The sequence below is a fragment of the Clostridium zhoujianii genome (genome assembly GCF_051590805.1).
Taxonomy (GTDB): Bacteria; Bacillota; Clostridia; order Clostridiales; family Clostridiaceae; genus Clostridium.
This window is the reverse complement of record NZ_JBPUTF010000001.1, coordinates 1,671,872-1,697,861: the sequence shown is the minus strand read 5'-3', so window position 1 is coordinate 1,697,861 and position 25,990 is coordinate 1,671,872. Positions and strand designations below refer to the sequence as shown.

At 29.9% G+C, this 25,990-nt stretch carries 23 protein-coding genes and 1 pseudogene; 20 read left to right on the top strand and 4 right to left on the bottom strand.

Going from position 1 to position 25,990, the window contains the following annotated elements:
• Positions 1-5: 5 nt before the first annotated feature.
• Positions 6-347 (bottom strand): winged helix-turn-helix transcriptional regulator, encoded by a 342-nt coding sequence (locus ACSYT2_RS08000; protein WP_430856666.1) that lies wholly within the window; start codon positions 345-347, stop codon positions 6-8.
• Between the two features lie 341 nt (positions 348-688).
• Here ACSYT2_RS08000 and ACSYT2_RS07995 point away from each other — a divergent pair, with 341 nt between their 5' ends.
• A complete protein-coding gene (locus tag ACSYT2_RS07995) occupies positions 689-1,642 on the top strand; it encodes an arsenic resistance protein (protein ID WP_438384482.1) in 954 nt (317 codons plus the stop codon).
• Positions 1,643-1,717: 75 nt separating this feature from the next.
• Here ACSYT2_RS07995 and ACSYT2_RS07990 read toward each other — a convergent pair whose 3' ends face one another.
• Positions 1,718-2,155, bottom strand: coding sequence for a globin domain-containing protein (locus tag ACSYT2_RS07990; protein ID WP_438384480.1), 438 nt, complete (start codon positions 2,153-2,155; stop codon positions 1,718-1,720).
• A gap of 161 nt (positions 2,156-2,316) precedes the next feature.
• Here ACSYT2_RS07990 and ACSYT2_RS07985 point away from each other — a divergent pair, with 161 nt between their 5' ends.
• The 6 genes and pseudogenes from ACSYT2_RS07985 to ACSYT2_RS07960 all read left to right on the top strand — a co-directional run bounded on the left by ACSYT2_RS07985 (position 2,317) and on the right by ACSYT2_RS07960 (position 9,261).
• Positions 2,317-2,712: an RrF2 family transcriptional regulator gene (locus ACSYT2_RS07985; RefSeq protein ID WP_430856663.1), complete on the top strand. Its 396-nt coding sequence runs from the start codon at positions 2,317-2,319 to the stop codon at positions 2,710-2,712.
• Between the two features lie 37 nt (positions 2,713-2,749).
• The gene (locus ACSYT2_RS07980) at positions 2,750-3,193 is read left to right on the top strand and encodes a MarR family winged helix-turn-helix transcriptional regulator (protein WP_430856662.1); all 444 of its coding nucleotides are present in this window, start codon (positions 2,750-2,752) and stop codon (positions 3,191-3,193) included.
• An 89-nt stretch (positions 3,194-3,282) separates the two neighbouring features.
• Positions 3,283-4,164, top strand: a complete 882-nt coding sequence (locus ACSYT2_RS07975; protein WP_438384477.1) for a pirin family protein — start codon at positions 3,283-3,285, stop codon at positions 4,162-4,164.
• A 197-nt stretch (positions 4,165-4,361) separates the two neighbouring features.
• Positions 4,362-4,958 (top strand): FMN-dependent NADH-azoreductase, encoded by a 597-nt coding sequence (locus tag ACSYT2_RS07970; protein WP_430856660.1) that lies wholly within the window; start codon positions 4,362-4,364, stop codon positions 4,956-4,958.
• A gap of 240 nt (positions 4,959-5,198) precedes the next feature.
• Positions 5,199-6,911: a methyl-accepting chemotaxis protein gene (locus ACSYT2_RS07965; RefSeq protein WP_430856659.1), complete on the top strand. Its 1,713-nt coding sequence runs from the start codon at positions 5,199-5,201 to the stop codon at positions 6,909-6,911.
• A 114-nt stretch (positions 6,912-7,025) separates the two neighbouring features.
• A pseudogene (locus tag ACSYT2_RS07960) lies at positions 7,026-9,261 on the top strand (ATP-binding cassette domain-containing protein).
• Positions 9,262-9,298: 37 nt separating this feature from the next.
• On the opposite strand, the gene ACSYT2_RS07955 reads toward ACSYT2_RS07960, so the two are convergent.
• Positions 9,299-10,177 carry a LysR family transcriptional regulator gene (locus tag ACSYT2_RS07955; protein WP_430856657.1) on the bottom strand — a complete coding sequence of 293 codons (879 nt, stop codon included), beginning with the start codon at positions 10,175-10,177 and terminating at the stop codon, positions 9,299-9,301.
• A 183-nt stretch (positions 10,178-10,360) separates the two neighbouring features.
• Between ACSYT2_RS07955 and ACSYT2_RS07950 the strand changes: the two genes are divergently transcribed.
• Together ACSYT2_RS07950 and ACSYT2_RS07945 are read left to right on the top strand one after the other, a co-directional pair.
• On the top strand, positions 10,361-11,182 hold the full coding sequence (locus ACSYT2_RS07950) for a nitroreductase family protein (RefSeq protein WP_430856656.1): 822 nt from the start codon (positions 10,361-10,363) through the stop codon (positions 11,180-11,182).
• 53 nt (positions 11,183-11,235) lie between these two features.
• Positions 11,236-11,937, top strand: a complete 702-nt coding sequence (locus ACSYT2_RS07945) for a DsbA family oxidoreductase (RefSeq protein ID WP_430856655.1) — start codon at positions 11,236-11,238, stop codon at positions 11,935-11,937.
• 86 nt (positions 11,938-12,023) lie between these two features.
• On the opposite strand, the gene ACSYT2_RS07940 is transcribed toward ACSYT2_RS07945, so the two are convergent.
• Positions 12,024-12,593 carry an NUDIX hydrolase gene (locus ACSYT2_RS07940; protein ID WP_430856654.1) on the bottom strand — a complete coding sequence of 190 codons (570 nt, stop codon included), beginning with the start codon at positions 12,591-12,593 and terminating at the stop codon, positions 12,024-12,026.
• 186 nt (positions 12,594-12,779) lie between these two features.
• On the opposite strand from ACSYT2_RS07940, the gene ACSYT2_RS07935 reads away from it, so the two are divergent.
• From ACSYT2_RS07935 to ACSYT2_RS07885, 11 genes are all read left to right on the top strand, one after another.
• Positions 12,780-14,687, top strand: a complete 1,908-nt coding sequence (locus ACSYT2_RS07935) for an immunoglobulin-like domain-containing protein (RefSeq protein ID WP_438384474.1) — start codon at positions 12,780-12,782, stop codon at positions 14,685-14,687.
• Positions 14,688-14,885: 198 nt separating this feature from the next.
• Positions 14,886-17,297: a glycosyl hydrolase family 18 protein gene (locus ACSYT2_RS07930; RefSeq protein WP_430856652.1), complete on the top strand. Its 2,412-nt coding sequence runs from the start codon at positions 14,886-14,888 to the stop codon at positions 17,295-17,297.
• Positions 17,298-17,517: 220 nt separating this feature from the next.
• Positions 17,518-18,168 (top strand): hypothetical protein, encoded by a 651-nt coding sequence (locus ACSYT2_RS07925; protein ID WP_430856651.1) that lies wholly within the window; start codon positions 17,518-17,520, stop codon positions 18,166-18,168.
• Positions 18,169-18,174: 6 nt separating this feature from the next.
• On the top strand, positions 18,175-18,702 hold the full coding sequence (locus ACSYT2_RS07920; RefSeq protein ID WP_438384471.1) for a signal peptidase I: 528 nt from the start codon (positions 18,175-18,177) through the stop codon (positions 18,700-18,702).
• The gene (locus ACSYT2_RS07915; RefSeq protein WP_430856649.1) at positions 18,695-19,387 is read left to right on the top strand and encodes a BsaA family SipW-dependent biofilm matrix protein; all 693 of its coding nucleotides are present in this window, start codon (positions 18,695-18,697) and stop codon (positions 19,385-19,387) included. Before ACSYT2_RS07920 ends, ACSYT2_RS07915 begins: the two co-directional genes overlap by 8 nt.
• A 21-nt stretch (positions 19,388-19,408) precedes the next feature.
• The gene (locus tag ACSYT2_RS07910) at positions 19,409-20,035 is read left to right on the top strand and encodes an LPXTG cell wall anchor domain-containing protein (protein ID WP_430856648.1); all 627 of its coding nucleotides are present in this window, start codon (positions 19,409-19,411) and stop codon (positions 20,033-20,035) included.
• 1 nt (position 20,036) lies between these two features.
• Positions 20,037-21,638, top strand: a complete 1,602-nt coding sequence (locus ACSYT2_RS07905; protein ID WP_430856647.1) for a VWA domain-containing protein — start codon at positions 20,037-20,039, stop codon at positions 21,636-21,638.
• 323 nt (positions 21,639-21,961) lie between these two features.
• The gene (locus ACSYT2_RS07900) at positions 21,962-22,243 is read left to right on the top strand and encodes a spore coat associated protein CotJA (RefSeq protein WP_430856646.1); all 282 of its coding nucleotides are present in this window, start codon (positions 21,962-21,964) and stop codon (positions 22,241-22,243) included.
• Positions 22,240-22,500 carry a spore coat protein CotJB gene (locus tag ACSYT2_RS07895; protein WP_430856645.1) on the top strand — a complete coding sequence of 87 codons (261 nt, stop codon included), beginning with the start codon at positions 22,240-22,242 and terminating at the stop codon, positions 22,498-22,500. The genes ACSYT2_RS07900 and ACSYT2_RS07895 overlap by 4 nt, the downstream gene beginning before the upstream one ends.
• Before the next feature lie 3 nt (positions 22,501-22,503).
• Positions 22,504-23,082 carry a manganese catalase family protein gene (locus tag ACSYT2_RS07890; protein WP_430856644.1) on the top strand — a complete coding sequence of 193 codons (579 nt, stop codon included), beginning with the start codon at positions 22,504-22,506 and terminating at the stop codon, positions 23,080-23,082.
• Positions 23,083-23,659: 577 nt separating this feature from the next.
• Entirely contained in the window at positions 23,660-25,897 is a 2,238-nt protein-coding gene (locus tag ACSYT2_RS07885; protein ID WP_438384464.1) for a YhgE/Pip domain-containing protein, read from the top strand.
• The last annotated feature ends 93 nt before the right edge of the window (positions 25,898-25,990 follow it).

Here is a 25,990-nt window from a genome sequence, read left to right as displayed (position 1 = left end):
TTACTCTATTTACATCCACCATCTAAATGAGAAAAGTATTTAATTGACCAAGATTCAATTTCCTTAACTATTTTTGTTAATTCTTTGCCTTTCTCAGTTAGGTAGTACTCGACTTTAGGAGGTATTTCAGCATAAACAATTTTGCTAACTATTTCATCATCTTCTAATTCTCTTAATTTTTCATTTAATACTTTTTGACTGATTCCATCTGTTAATCTTTGAAGTTCTAAAAATCTTTTTGGTTCATTGTATAAATGACATAATATTACAGCCTTCCATTTGCCTCTTATAAAATCCATGCCAAAATCTAGTAAACAAACATATTTTTTATTATTATATTCTATCAATTTAGTAAACCACCTTTAGTTAAAATAATTAAAATATAGTAAGAATAATTTAACTTAATATAATTTATCATACTCTTTATAAAAGGATACTAAAATTATATTATAGGCTAAATAAAGATATGTCAATAAATCTTGCAAAATGATAGGTTAAATTACTTAAAAGTTCCTACTTGTAAGCTTTTACTAAAGCTATAATTAGCAGATAAGAGACAGATTTATAATAGAATAAAAAGGGTGATGATAGTAGTACCTTTAATGGAAGTCTAACGAAAAATAAAGATAATGCAAATCATTATCAATTATGCTATAATTACTTCTATGGGCTATAGGAGGATAGAGATATGGATAATATAAATAAATTTCAAAGTTTAATAATAGTTCTGATGGCTGGCATTGGGATACTATTAGGACAATTTGAATTAATATCAGAATATGCAGATTTAGTAATGATACCAGCTTTAACTATTATGTTATTTTTAGTCTTTATACAGATACCATTAAAAGGAATAGCAAAAGCTTTTAAAAATATAAAATTCACATTAGCATCCCTATGTACAAATTTCATAGGGACTCCAATATTAATATTTATACTTGGAAAAATATTTTTAAGCAATAGTCCGGAGTTATTAATTGGATTTGTAATGCTTATGGTAACCCCTTGTACAGATTGGTACTTGATTTTTACAGCCTTAGCAAAGGGTAATGTTACCTTGGCTACATCAATTTTACCATTGAATTTTTTACTACAGTTAATGCTACTACCTGTATATATAATTATTATTAGTGGGTCAAATATTCAAATAGATATAGTAAGTCTTGCAAATGGTCTTCTAATAAGCTTACTAATACCTTTAATAGGTGCTATTATATTTAGGAAAGTTTTTATTAATAGAAAGGGAGCAGCAGAATTTGAAGAAAAGATTTGTGGTAAGGCCTGTGATTTCCAAGGTTACTTCCTTAATATTTCAATAGTATCTATGTTTGCATCACAAGGTAATGTTATACTTGAAAATCCAAAGGTGTTACTACAGCTTTTATTACCTATACTACTATTCTTTGCAATAAACTTTGTGGTTGGACAAATACTTGGCAGAAAACTAAGACTATGCTATGAGGATAATGTGGCATTAAATCTAACGACTTTAGCTAGAAATTCACCTATTGCACTAGCAATAGCTGTTTCTTCATTTCCAGATAAACCAATAATAGCTTTAGCCTTAATAATTGGTCCTTTAATAGAGCTGCCGGTATTATTTTTTGTTTCTAAATTACTAATATATATGAAGAGTAAATAATTTTGTGGATATACTAAGTAAAAATACAAAGGGCGCAATAATTTAAATAAAATAGATTATTGCGCCCTTTGTATTTTACGCTCTTGAAGCGTAGATTTCTTTTTCTACATCTATAAATACTTGAGCTATAACTCCATAAGCTTTATCCCAAGCATCTATTATTTCATCAGTTGCAGCATCACCTAAAACTTCTTTAATTGCAGCTAAAAGGGTAGCTCCAACAATTGGGTAATGTTCTTCTTTTACTTGTACATCACAGTGTTTTTCAGCTATCTTTTTTACAACAGGTAGAATTGCTGATAAATTATCTATGTTTTGTGCTGCAGCTAAAACTGCCATAGCTAATGCCTTAGGTTGTTCTCCTGAAGCTTGTCTATCCATATTAAAAAGTGGTTTAACCTCAGGGTTATTTTCAAATAAATTCTTATAGAATGTGCTTGTAATAGCAACTCCATGCTCCTTTAAAACTGGTACGGTACTTTTAACTATATCTTTTGTTCTTTCATCTAACATTTTAAATCTCCTTATGTATAACGAATATTTATTGATAATTATTATTTATTATCTAGATATAATATAGCACAAATTAATTTAATGTGCAAATAAAATACACATTTTATTTTTAGGATTAATTCTGTTACAATATATTAAAATACAAGAGAGGATGATGATAAATGCAACTATCTAAATTTACAGACTACGCATTCAGAACATTAATTTACTTAGGAAATAATAGAGATAAGAATTCTATAGTGGATGATTTAGCTAAAGAGTTAGAGATATCAGAACACCATTTAAAAAAGATTGTAAATAAATTAGCTAAAACTGAATATATAGTATCAGTTAAAGGTAGAAATGGTGGGATAAAACTTGGACTTGATCCAAAGGATATAAATTTAGGAAAGATATTAATATTAACAGAAGAAAATATGAATTTGGTTGAATGTATGGATAAACCAGAAGTATGCCCATTGATGCGTGAAGGTTGTAGGTTAAAGGGAATTATATCAAAATCTTTAAATGCCTTTGTAGGGGAAATGTCTAAATATACACTAGAAGATATTTTATAGGGTTGACATTATCACTAATTAGTGATAAATTAAATATATGAAAACAATAAAAGAAATAATAGATCAGAATAAATTAAATTTATCTACTTTAGTTGTTTTTACTAGAGCAGAAAATAAGATTCACAAAATGGAATACGAAACTATTAAGAAAAGTGGATTAACAACCGCCCAGTTTGGAGTATTAGAAGCTTTATACAATAAAGGAGATTTAAGAATCTGTGAGTTAATTGAGAAAATATTGACTACTTCTGGGAATATAACAGTTGTAATAAAAAATTTGGAAAAGGATGGTTTTGTAAAAAAATATTCAGATCCTCAGGATAAAAGAGCAACAATAATATCATTAACTGATAAAGGGAAAAATATTATTGAAGATATTTTACCAGACCATATCAGAAATATTAGTAAAATATTTGAAATTTTAACTGATGAAGAAAAGAGTATATTGAAAGATATTCTTAAAAAGTTTAAAGATTTATAAAAAATAAAATTTTTTATAAAAATATCACTAATTAGTGATATTTTTAAAGATTATAAGCAAAAAATAAATATGTTGAAGGAAGTAATAATATGAAAAAATATAGAACTATAGAAACAGTATTTCAAGGACATGGATTTCACATGGTAGGGAATGCATTTAAGGTATCTCAATATTTTCCTGGAGGGAAAAACTTATTAAAGAGATTCTCACCATTTATATTACTAGATTATAATGCACCAAATTATTTTCTACCTCAGGCTACTAGATTAGGGGTAGGAGCTCATCCACATCGTGGATTTGAAACAGTAACTTTTGCCTACGAGGGTAAGGTTGAACATCACGATAATAGTGGTAATCATGGAATCATAGGACCTGGAGATGTACAATGGATGACCGCTGGTTCAGGAGTACTTCATAAAGAATATCATGAAGAGGAATTTAGTAAAAATGGTGGTATCCTTCATATGATTCAATTATGGGTGAATCTACCAAAGGAAAATAAGATGGAGGCTCCTAAATATCAAGCATTATTAAAAGAGGATATGGGTATATATAAGCTTGAAAATAAACAAGGTGAAATTCGTATTGTAGCAGGAGAAGCTAAGGGGATTAAGGGACCAGCTAGTACATTCTCAAATATTAACATATATAATGTAAGCTTAGAGAACAATAGCAAAGTTACCTTAGATGAACCAAGTAATTATAATACAGGTATGTTACTACTAAAGGGTGAAGTTAAAATCAATGGAGATAAAATATGTAAAGAAAAAGATTTTATCCTATTTGATAATGTGGAAGGTGAAATATTAATAGAGTCAATTAGCCAAGGAGCACTATTTATTGTACTAAGTGGAGAACCTTTAAATGAGCCAATAGTTGCAGATGGACCATTTGTTATGAATACAGAAGAAGAAATATATAAAGCTTATGAGGATTATAGAACTGGTAAGTTTGGTAGTTTCGAATTCTGATATTTGATTGATAATATATAGAAAAGAAATAAAAATTCAAAAAATAAGTTGCAAAGGAAACTATATTCTGATAAAATAAGTTTCAAAGGAAACTTATTGTGAAAGAAGGATTTAAGAAAGTTACTATAGTGATAGTAATAGGATATAAATAGAAGTATTTCAAACACAAAATATGAAAAGACAGAAGGAGAAATATAATGAGTAAAGTATTATATATTAAGGCAAATATTAAACCAGAAGGACAATCAAGAACTTTTAAGGTAGCAGATAGTTTCATTGAAGAATATAAGAAGGCTAATCCAGGAGATGAAGTTATTACATTAGATCTATATGATGAAAAGATAGATTTCTTAAGAGGAGAAGACTTAGGAAAGATATTTGGACCTAAGGATGAAGAAAGTAAGAAAAATTCAATATTAAAGTATGCTTATCAATTCGCTGAGGCTGATAAATACGTATTTGCAGCACCAATGTGGAACTTAGGTTTCCCTGCAATATTAAAAGCTTATATTGATTACATAAGTGTAACAGGTATTACATTCAAATACACAGCAGAAGGACCTGTAGGACTATTAAATGGTAAGAAGGCTGTACATGTAGTATCTAGAGGTGGAGAATACAAAGATGCTCCATACGAAATGGGAGATAAGTACATGAGAACAATACTTGGCTTCTTTGGAATTCAAGATATAGAAACAATAGCTATCGAAAATGTAGATGTAATTGGTGCTGATATTGAAGGAATTGTTAATGAAGGTATAAAAGAAGCAGTTAAGGTTGCTAAAAACTTCTAATAAAAATTAAATTATGAAATTAGGAAGATCTAGATTAGTCTAGGTCTTTTTTATTTTCTTTAAAATCATAAATAAATATACAAAGTCACTATTCTTTATAACAAATAAGAAATAAGTCGAATTATTAGAAAAAAATTATAAAAAAATAAAATATTGCTAAAATATATATTAATTTGAATGGAAATTAAGTATAATTAATTTAAATATTAAAGGACAAAATAATTTAAAGAAGGTGAATTTATGAATTTATATAAAAATTCAAGGGTTTCAACAAAGCTAATAATTTCATTTATTTTAGTTGGAGCTTTAATAATTTATATTAGTTTACTTGGAATGGTTAATATGAATAGAATAGAGAAATCTGCTACTAGTTTATATAATGATAATATAATTAGTATATCCTCAATTAGTGCTATTGATAAGAACATATCAGTAATAAATCTAGATACTTTACTCCTACTTAGTACAACAGATAAAGATAAAATAAATGAACTTGAAAGTGAGATAAATTTACTGACAAAAGAAGACGATGAACTGATGAAAGAGTATAGATCAGAATTTAATAGAGATGAAGATAAAAATCTTTTTAATGAGTTTGAAAGAGATTTAGGTGAGTATAGAATAGCTAGAAATAAATTTGTTTCATCAGTAAAGGAAGGAAACCTTCAAGAAGGAGAAAGTTTATTTGAAGAAGTAAATAAGTCTAAGATTAAAGTGGATATTAAATTAAAAGAATTAGTAGAACTTAATAACAAGTGGGCCAAAGAAGCAATTGATAAAAATCAGGAGATATATAATAGTTCTTTAGTAATAACAATAGCAACAGTGGCTTTAACAATAATATTACTGATAGGTATATTAGTTATACTAATTAGAACAATAACAAAATCATTAAAGAAAATAGTTGAGTTTTCAGAAAGGTTATCAAACTATGATTTTTCAACTTCTATTATAATTGAAAGTAAAGATGAATTTGGAGAGACAGCAGAAGCCTTAGAATTAGCAAGAAATAATATTAAAGGTTTAATTAAAGATGTATTGAATAGTGCAGAGGAAATGAGTGCAGCTAGTGAAGAACTATATGCAACTGTAGAAGAAATGGGTTCTCAATTAGAAGAGATTAATAATTCAACTATAGATGTAACTTCAGTTGTACAAGAAACTAGTGCAACCACTGAGGAGCTAACAGCTGCAATAGAGGAGGTAAGTTCAAGTGTGTCAATTTTAGCTTCTAAAGCTACAGATGGAAAAGGTAATGCTTCTGTAATTAAGGAAAGAGCCATAGAAATAAAGGATAATGGATTAAAAGTAATTACAGATACCACAAATGTATATGGTAATGTTGAAAATGCAATACTTGATGGAATTAAGAAGGCAAGGGTTGTTGAGGAAATAATAGTAATGGCAAATACCATAGAAGGTATTGCAGAGCAAACTAATCTTTTAGCTTTAAATGCAGCAATAGAAGCAGCAAGAGCAGGAGAACAAGGAAGTGGTTTTGCTATTGTTGCAGAAGAAGTTAGAAAACTTGCAGAACAGTCATCTCAAGCTGTTAGCAAAGTTAAAATTACAATTAATGATGTTAAGAATGCATTTAAATCACTTTCTGATAATAGCAATGAATTATTAGGTTTTATGGGGAATGATGTAATGAGAGAGTTTAACAATTTCATTGATGTTGGAGGTCAGTATGAGAAAGATGGAAGATTTGTAAATGATATGTCAAGTGATATTGCTGCAATGAGTGAGGAAATATCAGCTACTATAAATCAAGTAAGTGAAGCAGTTAAGGAAGTAGCAGAAATGGCTGAGAATTCATCTGAACATCTTAATACTGTTAAGCAAGGGGTAAGTGAGTCAACTCAAGGAATAACTCAAATAGCGACAACAGCAGAAGGACAAGCTAACCTTGCACAAAAGTTAGCTACAATTGTATCTAGGTTTAAAATATAGAGGGGATTACGTATATATAATTAAATATTGACATACCCAGGGCATTGTATTGTATAATACAATGCCTTAGTAGTTTATCTACTTAAGATACGGCGAATGTAAGGAGGAGAAAGAATGGAAGAGTTTATAATAATAAAGGGTGGAAGAGAGAATAATTTAAGGAATGTTTCATTAAAGATTCCTAAAAGAAAAATCACAATATTTACAGGTGTTTCTGGTTCAGGAAAGTCATCTATTGTCTTTGAAACTATAGGAAAAGAAGCTAAACGTCAATTAAATGAGACTTTTAGTGCTTTTATAAGAAACTTCCTACCTAAGTATGGAGAGGTAAAGGCTGATTCAATAGAAAATTTATCAACACCTATAATAATAGATCAAAAAAGAATTGGAGGTAATTCTAGATCAACCCTTGGAACAATTAGTGATATAAATTCATTAATTAGATTATTATATTCAAGAGTTGGAAGTCCCTATATAGGAAAGGCTAATAGATTTTCATTTAATGATATTAGTGGTATGTGCTTTGAGTGTGAAGGGATTGGTAAAAAATTAAGCGTGAATATTGATATGATTTTAGATAAAAATAAATCAATAAATGAAGGTGCAATTTTACTCTCAGGACATGGTATTGGTACATGGAGCTGGAGGTTATTTGCTGAATCTGGATTCTTTGATAATGATAAAAAGATATGTGATTATACAGATGAAGAATTAGAAAAGTTTTTATATGGGAAACCTGAAAAAATAAAGCTTTCTGGTGATAGTGGAATGAATATGACATATGAAGGCTTAGTTGTAAGATTTAATAGATTATATCTAAAAAAGGATACTGAGGTATCTGAAGCAGCAAAGAAAAAGCTAAGTAAACTTATGATAGAATGTGAGTGCCCTTCATGTAAAGGCAAGAGATTAAATAAAGAGGCCTTAAGTTCATTAATAAATGGATATAATATTTCAGATCTTTTATCAATGCAATTAGATGAACTTATTAATGTTATATCAACCTTTACTATGGAAGAAGCCTTGCCTATAGTTGAAAGTATAAAAGATAAGCTTACAAATATAATAGATATCGGTTTAGGATATTTAACTCTTGATAGAGAAACTTCAAGCCTTTCAGGTGGAGAATCTCAACGTATAAAGATGGTTAAACATCTAAATAGTAACCTTGTAGATTTAATGTATATATTTGATGAGCCAAGTATAGGACTTCATCCAAGGGATGTACATAGATTAAATGAGCTTTTACAAAAGTTACGTGACAAGGGTAATACAGTAATAGTAGTAGAGCACGATCCAGATGTTATAAAAATTGCTGATTATATTGTTGATGTTGGACCACATGCAGGTACAAAAGGTGGTCATATTGTATATGAAGGTACATATGAAAACCTATTAACTTCAGGAACATTGACAGGTAATTCTTTAAATAATAGTCTTGATGTAAAAAGTAATCCAAGAAAGCATAATGGATATTTAGAAGTTCAAAATTGTAATATGAATAATTTAAAGAATGTATCAGTTAAAATTCCCAAAGATGTATTAACAGTAGTTACAGGTGTTGCAGGTTCAGGGAAAAGTACACTTATTAAACATGAATTTTTAAAGCAAAATAAAGAAGCAGTATTAATAGACCAATGCGCTGTAAGTGCAAATACAAGATCAAATTTAGCAACCTATGGTGGCATTATGGATAATGTTAGGAAGGTTTTCGCTAAGGAAAATGATGTCAAAGTTTCATTGTTTAGTTACAATTCAGAAGGAGCTTGTGAGAAATGCAATGGGCTTGGAGTAGTTGAAACCGACCTTGCATTTATGGAAAATATAAAAAGTACTTGCGACCTTTGTGAAGGCAAAAGGTTTAAAAAAGAAGTATTAAATTATAAATATCAGAATAAATCTATAATTGATATTCTTGATATGACTGTTTTCAGAAGCATTAGAATTCTTTAAATTAAAATCTATAAAAAATAAATTACAATCAATAGAAGAAATGGGGTTAGGCTATTTAACACTTGGACAACCACTTGATACATTATCAGGAGGGGAGTGTCAAAGATTAAAACTTGCAAATGAATTACATAAAGATAGTTCGGTATATATTATGGATGAGCCTACAACAGGTCTACATATGTCTGATATAGAAAGATTCATAGAGATAGTAGAAAATATAGTTAATAATGGTAATACAGTTATTATTATTGAACATAATATAGATGTTATAAGAAGAGCAGATTGGATAATAGATATTGGTCCAGAAGGTGGAACAAAAGGTGGGGAAATAATCTTTGAAGGTACACCTTTAGATTTATGTAAATGTGAAAAATCCCTTACAGCTAAATATATATAAAAAGAAACCAGGACTTTTATGTTCTGGTTTCTTTAGTTTATGAAATAGAAGATAGGACAAACTCCTTAAAGACTTTTGAAATAGGTGACATATATGCACCTTTAAGCCATCCCATGTAAATAACTCTTTCTTTAATATTCTCTTTAATTTTTATAATAGAAAGGGTATTTGTATTAATAATAGGTGTATTAGGAACTATAGAAATACCTGCCCCTGCAGCAACTAGTCCTTCAAGCATACTAGATTCATTAGGTCTTATTGAAATTTTAGGTATGTAACCTAAAAGATCTGCATAGGATAGCATCTTATCTTTTTTCTCTTCACAAAAAGCAACGAAGGATTCATCCTTAAGATCCTTTAAAGATACTTCTTTTGTATTTGCAAGACGATGTTTTTTAGGGACTATTAATACATATTCCTCTTTCTTTATGGCTATTGACTGGATTTCAGGGTGTAGATTCACACTACCTATACAATCATAGAAGCCTAAATCAATCTTTCCTGATTTTAAATCACTTAATATATTCGTTACAGATTCATGATTAAATTGAAACTTTGTATTAGGACTAATATTTAGAAAGTCACTAATTAGAAATGGCATAAAATATCTTCCTATACTAGAAGTAGATGCAATAGATATAGTTCCTGTTTCAGGACTAATTATATCCTGTAACTCCTTTACTCCTTTTTGAATCTCCATTAGTGCTATATTAGTATGACTTAAAAATATCTTTCCGAAGGTAGTAAGTTTGATATTACGTCCATTCTTTTCAAACAAGGGAACATTTAATTCTTCTTCTAATTTTGAAATGGCCTTACTTAATGCTGGTTGAGTTACAGAAAGAATTTTAGAAGCTGTTGTAAAGTTTTCTGTTTCTGAAATTACCTTTAGATATTCTAATTGTTGCAAATTCATATATATACTCCTTATAAACATTATATATAACTAAAAGTAATAGTATTATGAAAAATATCAATTAGACTTAGAGGGAAAAGTAAGATATAATCACAGTATAATACTATATGAATAATTAATTATATAATTAATTATAAATTTTGATTATGATTATGTCAAAATTATTATGAGGTGATTTGTTTTATGATGAAGGTAGACAAAGAAAAGTGTATAGGCTGTGAGCTATGTATTGATGATTGTATTGTTAGAGATATAGAACTTGTAAATGGAAAAGCTGATATGAAAAATGATGCATGTTTTAAGTGTGGACATTGTATAGCTATTTGTCCTAAGAATGCAGTATCAACAGATGAGTATAATATGGATGAAGTTAAAAACTATAAGAAAGAAGAGTTTTCAATAGATGCTGATAATTTAATGAATTTCATTAAATTTAGAAGAAGTACAAGAAAGTTTAAAGATAAAGAGGTTGAAATAGAAAAACTATCTAAAATAATAGAAGCTGGAAGGTTTACTCAAACAGGAAGTAATAGTCAAAATGTATCCTATATAGTAGTTAAAGAAGGAATTGATAAATTAAAAGAAATGACATTAGAAAGATTAAATGTTATGGGACAAGGAATCCTTTCTAATTTAACTCCAGAAATGATGCCTATTAAAAAATATGCGGAAATGTGGATAAGGATGTACAAGGACTTTAAGGCTAATCCAAAAGGTAGGGATGGTCTATTCTTTAATGCACCAGCAGTAATAATTGTTGTATCAGATTCACAAGTTAATGGGGCATTAGCTTCTTCTAATATGGAGCTTATGACAAATGCATTAGGTCTTGGAACATTCTTTAGTGGATTTTTAGTAAGAGCAGCGCAAGGAAACAAGGAAATGATGGATTACTTAGGAATAGAGGCAGGTAAAGAGATTGTTACCTGTATGGTAATAGGATATCCAGATGTAAAATATTCAAGAACGGTACCTAGAAAAGACCCAGATATCACTTGGAAATAAACCTATTGTATTATAAATTATAAAATAATAATTTATTGAAGGAGGGAAAGTAAATGAAAGTAGAAATTTGGTCAGATATTTTTTGTCCATTTTGTTATATAGGAAAACGTAAATTTGAAATGGCATTAGAGGAATTCTCAAATAAGTCAGAAGTAGAGGTAGTTTATCGCAGTTTTGAGCTAAACCCAAGTTCTCCCAAGCATTACAATGAAGATATAAATGGTCTCATTGCAAGTAAGTATGGTATTACTTATGAGGAGGCTAAAAGAAATAATGAAAATATTATAAAGCAAGCAGCTAATGTAGGGTTAACCTATAATTTTGATACCCTAATTCCAACAAATTCTTTTGATGCACATCGCATGATTCATTTTGCATCAAAGTATGGAAAAATGAATGAGATAACAGAAAAACTATTTATTGCATATTTTACTGATTCAAAGGATATTAGTGATCATAAAATATTAGCAGACATAGCAGAAAGTATAGGCTTAGATAGATATGAAGCTTTGAATACTTTAGCTAGTAATGATTATAAAAAAGAAGTTCGTGCAGATGAAGAAGAGGCAAGTAGACTTGGGATCACAGGAGTTCCATTCTTTGTATTCAATGGTAAATTTGCAGTATCTGGTGCACAACCAACAAATGTATTTCTAAATACCCTTGAAAAAGTATTAGAAGATGAAAAGCCAGAAGATAGTTTTAATGAAGAAAGTAATGAAGAGAGTTGTGTAGGTGGGGTTTGTCCTATTTAATATAAAAGTTTCAGGTAAAAAGCTAAATATGTGATACTAAGAAAAACACCATGAATTACTTAATTCATGGTGTTTTTTACATGAAACTAATAAATATTACGAAGGGTTGAAATCTTCTCATTAAATTTTTCATATAACTTAATCATATCAGCTTCACTACAATGAATATTTATCTCATCAATTGGAATCCATTTTACTCCATTTGTTTCTTCTTCATTTATTGTAAGAGTATGATTTTCATCTGCTTCTAAAAGATAAGCAACAGAAAGATGAAGATGTGAAGAGACAAAGGAACCATTCTTGAAATGACCATTAACAGGTAGAATATCTAAGGAAAAAATCTTATTTGAAATAGGAGTTACTACTTCAAGACCTGTTTCTTCTTTAGCTTCTTTAATTGCAACATACAGTAAATCCTCATCACCATCGGCATGTCCACCTGTCCAAGACCAAGAGTTATATATTTTATGATAGATCATTAAAACTTTATCTTTAGTTTTATTTACTATGTAACCTGAGCTTGTTATGTGCATAACCTTATTTTCTCTAGTCAAAAGATTATTATGCTTATTTATTGCTTCAATAATATTATATTTATCGGCTTTTTCTTGATCATTGTAAGGAATATAATTTTTAATTTCATTAATCCAATTCATATATTAACCTCCCCATACTTTAATAACTATATACTATCAGAATTCTTTAGTTAAAGCATTTAAATCTTAAAATAAAACTACTAATATTAAGAATTAAATTCTAAAATAAGTAAATTATAATCCTTATTATTTACCATATATTGTATAATTATAGTGGGTAAAAAATTATTTAGAGGGGTTGAGAGAATGGTAAAAGGTTTAATTAAAAAGGTAGTAGCCATTACTATTGCATCATCTGTGATTTTTTCTGGACTTGGACTAAATTCAATGACTAAAGTAAGTGCAGGAACAGTCAAAACAGATTTTGGAGTAGGGAAGGGAGTGAGTTGGCCTGATCAAGTATGCGCTCCATTTGTGGATTTATGTGAATATCATACAGATGATGGATACAATATTTCAGGGGCACCCTACTTGCCAAAACTTGCAGAAGATACGGGACTTAGATTTTTTAATGTATCTTTCATTCAAGCCGCAAGTAAAGAAATTGTAGATGGGAAAGTTGATTGGGCATGGGCAGGACTTTCAGTATTATCTGAAAAAAGTAAAGATGAACAATATTTAGGTATGAAACAGTCAATTAAAGATCTAAGAGCTATGGGGGGAGATGTAGCAATATCTTTCGGAGGACTAAATGGTGTAGCATTATGGCAAGCTACAAACAATGTAGATATTTTAGCAGCAACTTATAAGGAAATAGTTGATGGATATGGACTTACAAGGCTAGATTTAGACATAGAAGAGGGTGGACAAGATAAAGAAGAAAATAGAATAAATGCAAGGGCAATAAAAAAGGTTCAGAATGAAACTGGCGTTGATGTTGTTTTAACACTTCCTGTATTACCATCAGGATTAACAGAAACCCAACTTAATGTACTAGAGGTATATTTAACAGAAGGAGTAGATGTTAAACTTGTAAATATTATGGCAATGTGTTTCGGCGCAGGAGCACTTAATCCAGGAGAAAATTATGGTACAGGCTCTGTGAGAGCAATTGATAGTACAATGAAGCAAATAAAAGAATATTACAAAAAATTTAAAGGAGTTTTATTGACAGAAAAAGATGCTTATAGAAAGGTTGGAGTTACAACTTCTGTTGGTTATGAAGCGGCATCTGAACCTATTTTTGGTCCAGATTGGTCAAAGTTAGTAACTGACCATGCAATAGAAAAAGGAATTGGAATGAATTCTTTTTGGTCATTAAATAGAGATTCTAAGCTTCAAGCTAATTCAGGTATCAATAAGAAGTATGAGCATACAGATGAATGTAAGCGTTTTGGAACAACTGAGATAATAGAAAATTATGAACCAGTTATTAAAGGGGTAAATGATAAGAAGATAAAAGTTGGCACAAGCTTTAATCCATTATCAGGAGTTAGCGCTACTGATAGAGAAGATGGAGATTTAACAAGTAAAATTAAAGTTACTGGGAATGTTAATATCAATATAGCTGGAGTTTATAAGCTAACTTATACTGTAATAGATAGTGGAGGAAAAGTTATAACTATTGAGAGAAAAATTACTGTGACAAATGAAGATATTAAAAATTACAGACCAATATTAGCAGGTGTAGAAAGTAGAGAAATGGTTCTTGAAGGTGTATTCTTACCCTTAGAGGGAATTACAGCTAATGATATAGAAGATGGCGAAATAACAGATAAAATAACTTATTCTGGTGCAGTTGATACAAAGAAAGTTGGTGATTATATAATCACATATAGTATCACTGATAGCGACGGAGCTACTTCTACAAGAAAAGCATTAATAAGAGTAATTAAAGAGTCAGACTATGCTGAAGAATTCCATTTTGAAAGTGTTTATACAGAAGGGCAACTAGTAATATATAATGGAATTAAATACAAGTGTACAGGCTGGAGTACCTATGAATATCCAGATGTAGCGGTTTGGTCATGGGTTAGCTTAGGAAAGGTTCAACAATTACCAGACCCGAATGAGAATGAAATCATTGATTTGGCTTATGTTGCAAGTAAATATAACCTATTAAAGGGAGATGGTAATTACGATATAACTTGTGATATGAATAATGATGGAATTATAGACATTTACGATGTAGTAATTGTATCTAGAAAAATATGAAAAATTATTAAAGGAAATGGAAAAGACTTAGATTTGATCTAGGTCTTTTTTTTAATGTAGTATGGCTGCTAATTTTGAAGAGGAATTATTGAGATCCGAAAGTATGTCTATTTAAAGAATTTTATATGTAATTACTTGTAAAAATTGTTAAAAAAGAACATAATCAAAATGGAATAAAAATTATAAAGGGGGACAAGTATGATTAAGTTCAAAAAATTAAAAAAGACTTTAGCTATAGTAGTTGCAACAGCAATGGCTATAACCACAGGGATGCCTGGCATAGCAAAAAATGTTAATGCTCAGGAAAGTGCAAAAGCTACAACAGTGGGGAATCAGAAGATAATTGGTTATTTTCCATCTTGGTATCAAGGAAGTGTTGACAGTCAAATACAATTTGATAAGTTAACACATATTAATTACGCATTTTTAATACCAAATAAAGATGGATCACTAGTACCAATTGAGAATGAGCCTATGATGAAGGAAATAATAAGTAAGGCTCATAGTAAAGGGGTGAAGGTATTAATATCAGTGGGTGGATGGTCTTATAAAGATGTTCCACTACAATCGACTTTCGAATCATTAGCGAGAAATACCACATCAAGAAATGCTTTTGTAAAAAATGTAGTGAATTTTGTAAATCAATATGGATTTGACGGAGCAGATATTGATTGGGAGTATCCAACTGCTGCAACAGCTAATAATTTTCAAAACTTAATGACATCACTTAGAACAGAATTAAATAAAACAAATAAGCTATTAACAGCTGCAGTATCTGCTGGAGTTATGCCAAATGGTGGAGATAGTGGAAATGGTTCAGGTGTGAATACCACAGTAATTAATAGTGTGGATTGGTTAAATGTAATGGCATATGATGGAGGGAACGGTGCAGACCACTCACAATATAGCTTTGCAGAAAATGCTTTGAATTACTGGTTAAATAATAAAAAAGTTCCAAAAGAAAAAATAAATTTAGGGGTTCCATTTTATGCAAGACCAAGTTGGGATGACTATAAAAACATTGTTGCAAGGGATCCACAAGCACCATATAAAGATCAATCAGGAAATGATTATTATAATGGTATCGACACAATAAAAAGAAAAGCTAATCTTGCAAAAGAAAAGGTAGGAGGCATAATGATTTGGGAGATTTCTGAGGATACAATGGATAATACAAGTCTTTTAAGTGCTATCTATTCTGTTTTGGGAAATGGAGGTGGACAAGAGTTAGCTAAACCACTTCAAGCTACATTAAACCATGATAACAATGATTATGATGGAAATTACAATATAAAAATATCAATTCCATCAAATAGTAAAGCAACATCCCTTTCTATTAAAGAAAATGGAGTAATAATTGATAACATTCTTTTAGATGGGATAACTAGTAAGGTAATAACAAAAGAGTTCTCAGGTAAGGTAAAGGGAAGCTACAAATATTCTGTAACCACATCCAATGAATTTGGAACTACTGTTAGTGAAGAGATAACAGTAATAGTTAACGGAGAAATAGTACAACCTTCAAATAATACAAAGGTTATAGGTTACTTTACAGATTGGACTGATGTAAATATTGATAGTCAAGTTCAATTTGATAAATTAACACACATTAACTATGCCTTCTTAATTCCAATGGAAGATGGTAGTGTTAGACCTTTAGAACAACCTGCAAAGTTTAAAGAGTTAGTTGAAAAAGCGCATAGAAATGGAGTAAAGGTTTTAATTTCTGTAGGTGGATGGTCATATCATGATGCAGAATTAGATCCTGTATTTGTAAAATTGGCAGCTAATGAAACAACAAGAGAAAACTTAGTAAATAATATTGTTAGATTTGTAAATGAAAACAATTTAGATGGTGCTGATATTGATTGGGAATATCCTGATCCAGGTTCAGAATCAGATAACTTTGATAAGTTAATGACAAGTTTAAATGCTAAACTTAAGCCAAGTGGTAAATTATTAACTGCAGCTGTTACAGCAGGAACAACATCATATAGTGCATCAGAAACATGGACAGCACAAGGGATTAAAAGTAGCATTTTCCCATTATTAGATTGGATAAATATTATGGCATATGATGGAGGAAATGGAGCAGATCACTCTCCTTACAGCTACGCAGAAAATGCAATGACCGTTTGGACTAATAAGGGATTACCGAAGGAAAAGATGGTACTAGGATTACCATTTTATGCAAGACCTAGCTGGGATGATTATAAAACCATTGTAGCAAAAGATCCACAAGCTCCATATAAAGATCAATCAGGACAAAATTACTATAATGGTATAGAGACTATAAAAAAGAAAACCCAGCTTGCACTTAATAAAGGATCTGGAGTAATGATATGGGAAATAAGTGAAGATACAACGGATGATACAAGTTTGTTAAAAGCTATAAATATGGTTACAGGACCAGTACATGGAGGAGAAACGACCTATGATGTAGCTGATTTTAATAAGGATGGAAAAGTAGATTCTATAGATTTATCAGAAATGGCTGGAGCATATAATGAAGTAAACTCTAGTAAAAATTGGAATGTGAAATATGATTTGAATAAGGATAATATAATTGATATTTACGATTTAGTATCTTTATCAAAGAAAATAAGTTAGTTAATTAAGGGCTTAGGCAAATAAATGCTTAAGTCCTTTAATTTTTAGCTTACTAATAAATACATAGTAGAAGAGAAAAATGTCAGTAATTACTTTTTGTTAAGATTTATAATTGTGTAACATTTTTTATTTATATTAATAAGATAAGTATATAAAAGCTAGAAGCACTATAAATAAAGTCTATGATAAATACTAAAGAAAGGTTAATAAGATTAAAAATATGAATAGAGAAGTTGATATTGGGGGTGAAAGGTTGAAGGCTCTTAAATTAACAATTTCAGCTGTAGCAATAGTATTATTTATTGTTCCAAATGTTTTTGTTAATGCACAATTATTAAAAACATTAGAAAGCTTTAATTCTACAGATAATGCAATAAATAATTTTAATGTAGGTGATGTAGATATTGAGGTAGTAGAAGATTTTAAACCACCAGAAAAATGGGATGGTAATGAGCATAAGAAAATTGTATTTATTGAGAATTTAAGTAAAAGTGAGGCTTTAATAAGGGTAAACATTATGGCAAGATGGGTTGATAAAGATGGAAAACCAATAGCTTTAGATGCAAGCCCAAAGGTGGTTAAGCTATACTTTACAAACATTGATGAATCACCAGGTTGGATAAAAGGATCAGATGGATATTATTATTACAATATGATGGTGCCAACTGGAAGTAAAACAGTTCCACTATTAGATGGAGTAAAAATATTAATTGAAGATAAGGGTACTCAAGAAATATATAAAGGCAATAAGCTAATCATTGATATAAAATCTGAGGCAGTACAGGCTACAAAAGATGGTTATAATGCAGCTTGGTCTAATATTACTGACAGTAACATTAGAGATATACTAGATAAGCTATGTATAAGGTAGGTATTTATGAAGGTGAAAAATGTACTTAAAGTAATAGGTAATCTAATATTTTATTTTATGGTTATTCTTATATCTTTTGTACTTATTATCTCTTTAATAAGCAGAAAGACAGGTGAAGATCCACAAATATTAGAGTATAAATTTTACATGGTTTTATCTGAAAGTATGGAACCTACTATAAATAAAGGAGACCTTGTTGTAGTTAAGAAACAGGATATTAAAGAAGGAGATATTATATCTTTCAAAGGAATTAATACAGATACCAAGACAACCCATAGAATAGTTAGAGTAATAGATACAACACCAATCACTTATATTACAAAAGGGGATAACAACGCTGTAGAAGATCCATATACAGTAGATAAGGAAAAGATACAGGGTAATGTAATTTTTCATGTTCCGTATTTAGGAAGTTTAATATCTATAGTAAAAGAAAAGTTATTAATTATATTGTTATTAATTTCAGTTGCCATATTTATAAAAGTTTTAATAAGTAAAAATAATAAATTAAAAGGGGTAAAGATTAATGAATAAGAAAAAGATAGCATCATTATTAGTTATAGGAGCATTAGCAGTAGGGGTTGTAGGAGGTACTTTTGCTTGGTTTACAGCTAGCGATTCAGTAACTAACCCATTTAGTACAGGAACAACTGATGATCCAAGTGATCCAGATGCAGGGATAAAGGTTCAGGAAGAATATAAGCCAGAAACAGGTAAGAACTTAACACCTGGTGCAGAGGTTAATAAAGACGTACAAGTTAAAAGCACAGCTAGTTACGATCAATTTATAAGAGTCAAATTAGATAAGGTTTGGAAAAATGCCGATGGCAATGTAATAACTAATGTAACTTTAGAAGGTGTAAATTATACATTAGATGCAAGTAAAATAATTTTAAATTATAGAACCGCAAATATCTCTACTAATGGTACAGAAGGAACATGGGTAGATGGCGGAGATGGATATTTATACTATATTGGTAAAGTTGGGGCAGCTAGTTATACTAATACATTATTAGATTCTGTAACATTAAGTAGTACAGCTAAAAATGAATATAAGAGCTTAAAGTTTGATGTAATTGTTACAGCTGAATCTATTCAAGCTTCACATGGAGCATATAAAGATTGGGCACCAGCTTCAATCCAAAGTTATTTAGGAATATATGAAAATAAAGTAGCTACAGCGCCAACAAATGCAGCAGAACCAGATGGAGTTAATTAGTTAGAAGCAAGGAGTGATAACGTGAGAAAGGTTAAAAAGATAGTAGTTTTAACTGTTTCACTTCTTTTAATATTAACAAATAGGGGGGCGGCAATAGGATTGCCGCCTCCTGATGTTAAATTAATAGGAAATGCAAATGGATTAGTTTCAATTCCTGAAAATGAGCATTTTTTAGAAGGAAATGGGATGGTACCAGGTGATGTGGTAAGAAGAACAATGATAATCGAAAATAAGTATGAGGAACCCTACGAACTTTTTCTGAGAACAGAAAGACTGACTGAAAAGGAAAAGTATGATTTGTTAGAAAAACTTAATCTTACCATTACCTATAATGGAAAAACAATATATTTTGGACCTGTTAGTGGAGAGGATAAACTAGAAAAGGATATTAGTCTTGGAATATTTAATCCAGGAGAAAGTAAAGTTTTAATAGGAAATGTAGAATTAGATGGTAAGAGTACTGGAAACGAATATAAAAATAAATATGGAAAGGTAGAGTGGATATTTACAGCTGTTAGAGCTGAGGGAAATAAAAGCACTACAAAGACAGGTGATAATGGTACTGCTCTATACCTAGCTATTGCTTTAATATCTTTAGGAATTGGAGTATTTATAATGAAAAATAAAAAGAGGATAGGGGAGGAGTAGGATGAGAAAAAAGTTAAAAGGAGTTACTAGTATCCTAATTAGAATTCTCCTATCAGTAATAATATTAACTAATATACCAATATTAGTTAATGGGAAAGCAGCTAGCCCTCTTATATTAAATAAGACTGCAACAAAGGTAGGAGACAATGAATTTAGAATAGATTTAACGGTAAATGGAAATTCGAATGAAGAGATTCAAATGAAAGATATAATAATTGTAATGGATGTATCAAGTAGTATGGATAGTACTAATGGTAACTCAATAGAAGTATTAAAAAAAGCAGTAAATAAATTTTCTGAAGACATGCTATTAAAAAATGGCACAAGAATTTCCATTATACAATTTAGTGGTCCAACCTTATATAATGCAGTTGGTAAAGAACCTGATGCACAGATAATAACAGCTGGCAATAAGGGTTTTGAAACGAATATCGGGAATATAAAAAATGTGGTAAACCAAACAGTTCCAACTGGATCAACTAATACACAAGCGGCATTGAAAAAGGTTAATACCCAACTAACAGAATCAAGAGCAAATAATCCTACCGCTTCAAAATATGTTATTTTCTTTACTGATGGGTTACCGACAGTAGCATTAAATAAGAAAGTAGTATCTGAAGCAGATGAAACCTTAGTTAAACAATATATTGATATATCAAAAAGAGAATATCAGTATATGGATAAAGATGATGTTAAGTTTATATCCATAGGATTATTTAGAAATATAACGGATGAAAGTCTTAAATGGCAAGAAGGAGCTGCAAATGATTTATTAGGAAATATACAAAATCAAGGGAAATATATGATAAAGACAGATGTGGAAATACAACCAATATATGACAAGATTATGGAAGAGATAGCCCATGATAGTTCAATTGCTAAAAATGTTACATTAACTGATATAGTATCTTCTAATTTTGAGATAGTTGAAAATAGCAATGAACCTAAAAATCTAATTCCGATAGTTGATAAGGAAAATAATAAGATAACTTGGACAATTGATAAAATAGACAAAGAGGGAATTAAGGTATCATTTATTATAAAATCAATAGATGAATATTATGCCTCTGACTATGAAGAAACAAATATAGAAGGAAAGATTAAGTATACAGATCCTAATGAGAACAAAGTGAAGGAAGAGAGGTTTCCTATTCCTTATGTTGTATTAGAGCCTATAAAAGGAAGTATAAGTATAATAAAGGAAATAGATAATAACAATATGGTTCCACCAAATAATGATTTATTTACTATAGGGGTAAAGGGTGGTAAGAATCAAGAGGAATATAACTTTAATGTAAAAGGAAATAGTACTACCAAAGTTGATTTTACCCTTAAAGACATTGATACTACAAATTTAATATATTCTAACTATGTAACCATAGGAGAGTACAAAGTAGCTGAAGTTGTTCCAATGAACTATAAACTTAAAGAAGTATATATAAATGGAATTAAAAGTGATTCCTTAAAATTCACAATAGATAAGAAAAATCCAAATATTACAATAAAGATAATTAATAAGTATGATAATGATCAATATTTTACTGATAAAGCAGATAAAAGTAATGAATTAAAATATGACCCAATTATAGGAGGGCCACAATAAAAAAGACTTAGATTTAATCTAGGTCTTTTTTATTAGATATAAATTGGAACTCAGAAATTTCATGTTATTATTATATAAGCAATTATAGAGGATAGTAGGGGTTAAAGCCTTTGATAATTTAGTCTATTTGATTATATTAGTTTAAATGGAAGTATGTATCTTATTTTATCTTTTCATAAGCAACAGGTTTGTTAACTAAAGAATTGATTTAGACTAATATATATTCATATAAAGAAAGTTTTAGAAAAATAAAACATCACAATTCTCCATTTTTCTACATAGAATAATCTCGTAGACCATGATAAACGAAAGGGCAAAGAGTTATGTATTATGAAAGAGATAATGAGTGTAAAGACTGTGAAGAATGTATAAATGACCCAAGTAAATTATACTGCAACATTGCATGTAAAAATACAAAAAAGAATTGCTATGAAACATTTAAAGTGTTTGATCCAAAGGTATATGCAAAAACCTATATTGTTTTACAACCTTATGAATGTTTATTTACTGTAAATGAGGCTTTCGCATCAGGAACTTTATTTAAAAATCTTTATAGTCCATATTGTGATGTGAAATATATTGATAATAAGGAGGGATCCTTATGAATCAATATGAATATTTAGATAAGATTAGGAAACTACAATTCTGTGCAGTGGAATTAAATCTATATTTAGATAATTTTCCAGGCTGTGAAAATGCTACAGAAGATTACAAAGTTATATCCTCTAAACTCTCTAAGTTAGTTATAGAGTATGAGCAAGAATATGGACCACTTACGAATTTTGGTTCAGCTTATATTCAAAATCCAGAAGCTTGGATTAATAGTCCATGGCCATGGGAAAATCTTAGAGGAGGAAAGTAAATTATGTGGTATTATGTAAAGACTCTAGAATATCCAGTAAACCTTAAATGTAAAGATTTAAACATGGCTAAATTTTTAATTACTCAGTATGGAGGCCCTGATGGCGAATTAAGTGCAGCATTAAGATATTTAAATCAAAGATTCACAATGCCAACAAATAAATCAAAGGGTTTATTAACTGATATTGGAACGGAAGAAATGGCACATGTAGAGATGATAGGTACTATGGTTTATCAATTGATGGAAAATGCTTCAATTAGTGAGATTAAGGCAGCAGGTTTAGCTGGTCATTATGCAGATCATGGAAAAGCACTTGCATATACAGATGCAACAGGGAATCCTTGGACGGCAACTTATATTCAAGGAAAAGGTGATGTAATTGCTGATTTACATGAAAATATGGATGCAGAACAAAAAGCAAGAGCAACTTATGAATGGTTAATGAATCTGACAGATGAGCCTGAATTAAAGGAAATTCTAGGATTCTTAAGACAAAGAGAAGTAGTTCACTACCAAAGATTTGGAGAAGCTTTAATGGATGTTCAAGATAATGTTAAGGAAAGTTATATTAAGTGTAGATAGCAGAAAAAGGCTTAGAAGTACTAAGCCTTTTTCTATGCAACAAAATAAGAATTAATCAGCTTTTACATATTAAATTAAAAGAATAAGTAGAGAAATGATTTTATAAATTAAAAACATTTAGTTAATAAGATATATGAGAATAAGATAGATAATAAAGGGATTTTGATAATGATAAATATAAATTAAAGCTAACGTTATCATGCAGTGTTAGCTTTATTCTTTATATTTTTTTACAGCAATACATAATTAAATATATTCTTATAATTTTACCTGTTGTAATTTATAAATATAAGGTTAAGAAGTTAAAGTTAAAAGATTGTTCATGAAACTTCGGTAATTATTAACATAGATTATATTGACCAATAGTCATAATTGCAGTTTAATTGTAATTACAAAGTGATTCTTATCTTTAGGTTGAGTTTTTTAGAGTAATAGACCATCTCATCTGAGGATTAGAAGAACTAAACCCTCAAGGGGAAACGTTCCAGGGTGTATCAGTGACTAACGCCCACTTGTAGAAGGTGGTAGAGTAGTAAAGGTATCGATTGGATAAATTATTAATAAGGAGGTGAGTCAGATGAATTTCTTAAAAATAGCAGGTAAGGATATAAGAAGTATATTTAAAAATAGGATGATAAGAGTATCTGTTGTAGCAATTATTGTTGTACCATTACTATACTCATTACTATATTTGGATGCATTCTGGGATCCATATGGCAGATTAACAGATATGCCAGTTGCTGTAGTTAATTTAGATAAAGGAACTATATTAAATGGTGAAGTGGTTAACTATGGTGCTGACATGGTGGAAGAATTAAAAGATGATAAACAAGTTGGGTGGAAATTCGTCTCAGAAGATGTTGCAGATAAAGGACTTGAAGGTGATGACTATTATGCAAAGTTTCAAATACCAGAAGATTTTTCAGCTAAGGTGATTAGTGCAAAGGAATCAAATCCTATTAAAGCAAACTTACAATTTGTATGTAATGAGAAAAAGAATTTTTTAGCATCTCAAGTAAATCACATGGTTGAAGATAAACTAAAGGAACAAATTGTTAGTACAATTACTAATAATTATGTAACAGTTGCTTTTGATAACTTATACAAAGCAAAAGATGGTATGGTTGCAGCAGCTGATGGTAGCAAAGAAATTTATGAGGGTGTAAATTCAGTTAGTAATGGATTAGGTCTAATTAATAAGCAAATTCCAAGTTTAACTTCTGGAATAGGTAAGCTTTCTGATGGATCTGATTCTGTAACTTTAGGAATTAATACTGCAATGAATCAATTAGGTCAAGGCACATCTAAATTATATGAAGGTTACAACACTAAAATTTATCCAGGTATTGCCAAGGTGAATGAAGGTGCAAAAAGAATGACAGACCAATTAGCAGCAGGTAAAGAAGATATAGATACTTTAAATAATGGTGTGAGTGCCTTGAATATTGCAAGTGATACAGTTAGTGAAAATTCAACGAAAATAAATGAGTCTTACAGCCAAGTTAAAGGAGGTATAGATGAACTTATATCAGGGGTAAATAGATCATCTGAGGTGATGCAATTAGTTGGATCAGATCTTAACAAAGCAGTGGAGTCAAAGGATGATAACGAAAAAAATGCAGCAATAATTGCAGCATTACAAAAGCTCCAACAATATCAAATAGAAAGTGCAGGATCTGCAGAAAAGATAAAAGTACTTCAGAATGGATCAGGGTATCTACAGAAAGGTATAAGCGACTACACTCAAGGTATACAAATGTATACAGGTAGTGTAAAGAAGTTTACAGCTGGGACAAGTCAATTAACAGCAAATATAACTGCTCTTGGAGGAGGTCTAAATAGCCTCAGTGTTGGGTTAGATCAAATTCAATCAGGATTAGATAGTGAATTTGGACCAGGGCTAGAAAAGGTGACATATGCAATCAACAGCCAAAATGGACCAGTGAAAGCTCTTTATAATGGATCTAAACAAGTTACTGAAGGTCTAAGAGAAATTAATTTAAAAGTACCAACATTAAGTGATGGAATTGCTAAATTAAATGAAGGTTCAGTGGCATTAGTTGATGGTTCAAAAGAGTTATCAACAAAACTTGATGATGGATCAAAGGAACTAACAAATGGTTTAATTAATACTTCAGAGGAAATGGGTGAGTTTGTATCAGAACCAGTTAATTTAAATATTAATCCAATAAATCCTGTAAGCAATTATGGTACAGGATTTGCACCATACTTTATGTCACTATCCCTATGGATAGGAGCAATTATGATGTTCTTTGTTATTCCGATAAAGACTGAAGATGATGAAAAGATATCAAAGTTCAATAAGGTAATGGGAAAGTTTTTATCATTTGCATTCGTAGGTGTTTTACAAGCAATACTTGTTGGTATAGCCGTTATGCTATTAGGACTAAAACCTACTAATGTACCATTATATTTTGGATTGTTAATTTTCTTCTCATTAGTATTTATTTCAATAATTCAATGTTTAATATTCCTATTTGGTGATGCAGGAAGGCTTTTAAGTATAGTTTTACTTATACTTCAATTAACAGCATGTGCTGGTACTTTCCCATTAGAATTAGTACCTAATTTCTTTAAGGTATTAAATCCATTTATGCCTTTTACCTATGGGGTTGAAGCATTGAAGGAAGTGATTTCAGCACCAGTTGTGAATTACAGTGTAATAGGAAAAGATGTTTTAGTACTAGCAGTAGTATTTATTTTATTCTTAGGTATAGCCATTATATTTAAGAATGCAGGGGAAAGAATACAAGATTTAATGGAAGGACGAAAAGCAGAGGGATTTAACCAATAACCTTATGTTGATGGAGGTAAGAATTACCAAATGATTCTTACCTCTTTTTTATATATAATAACGAAAAAATATCAACTTAATTAAGATAAATGA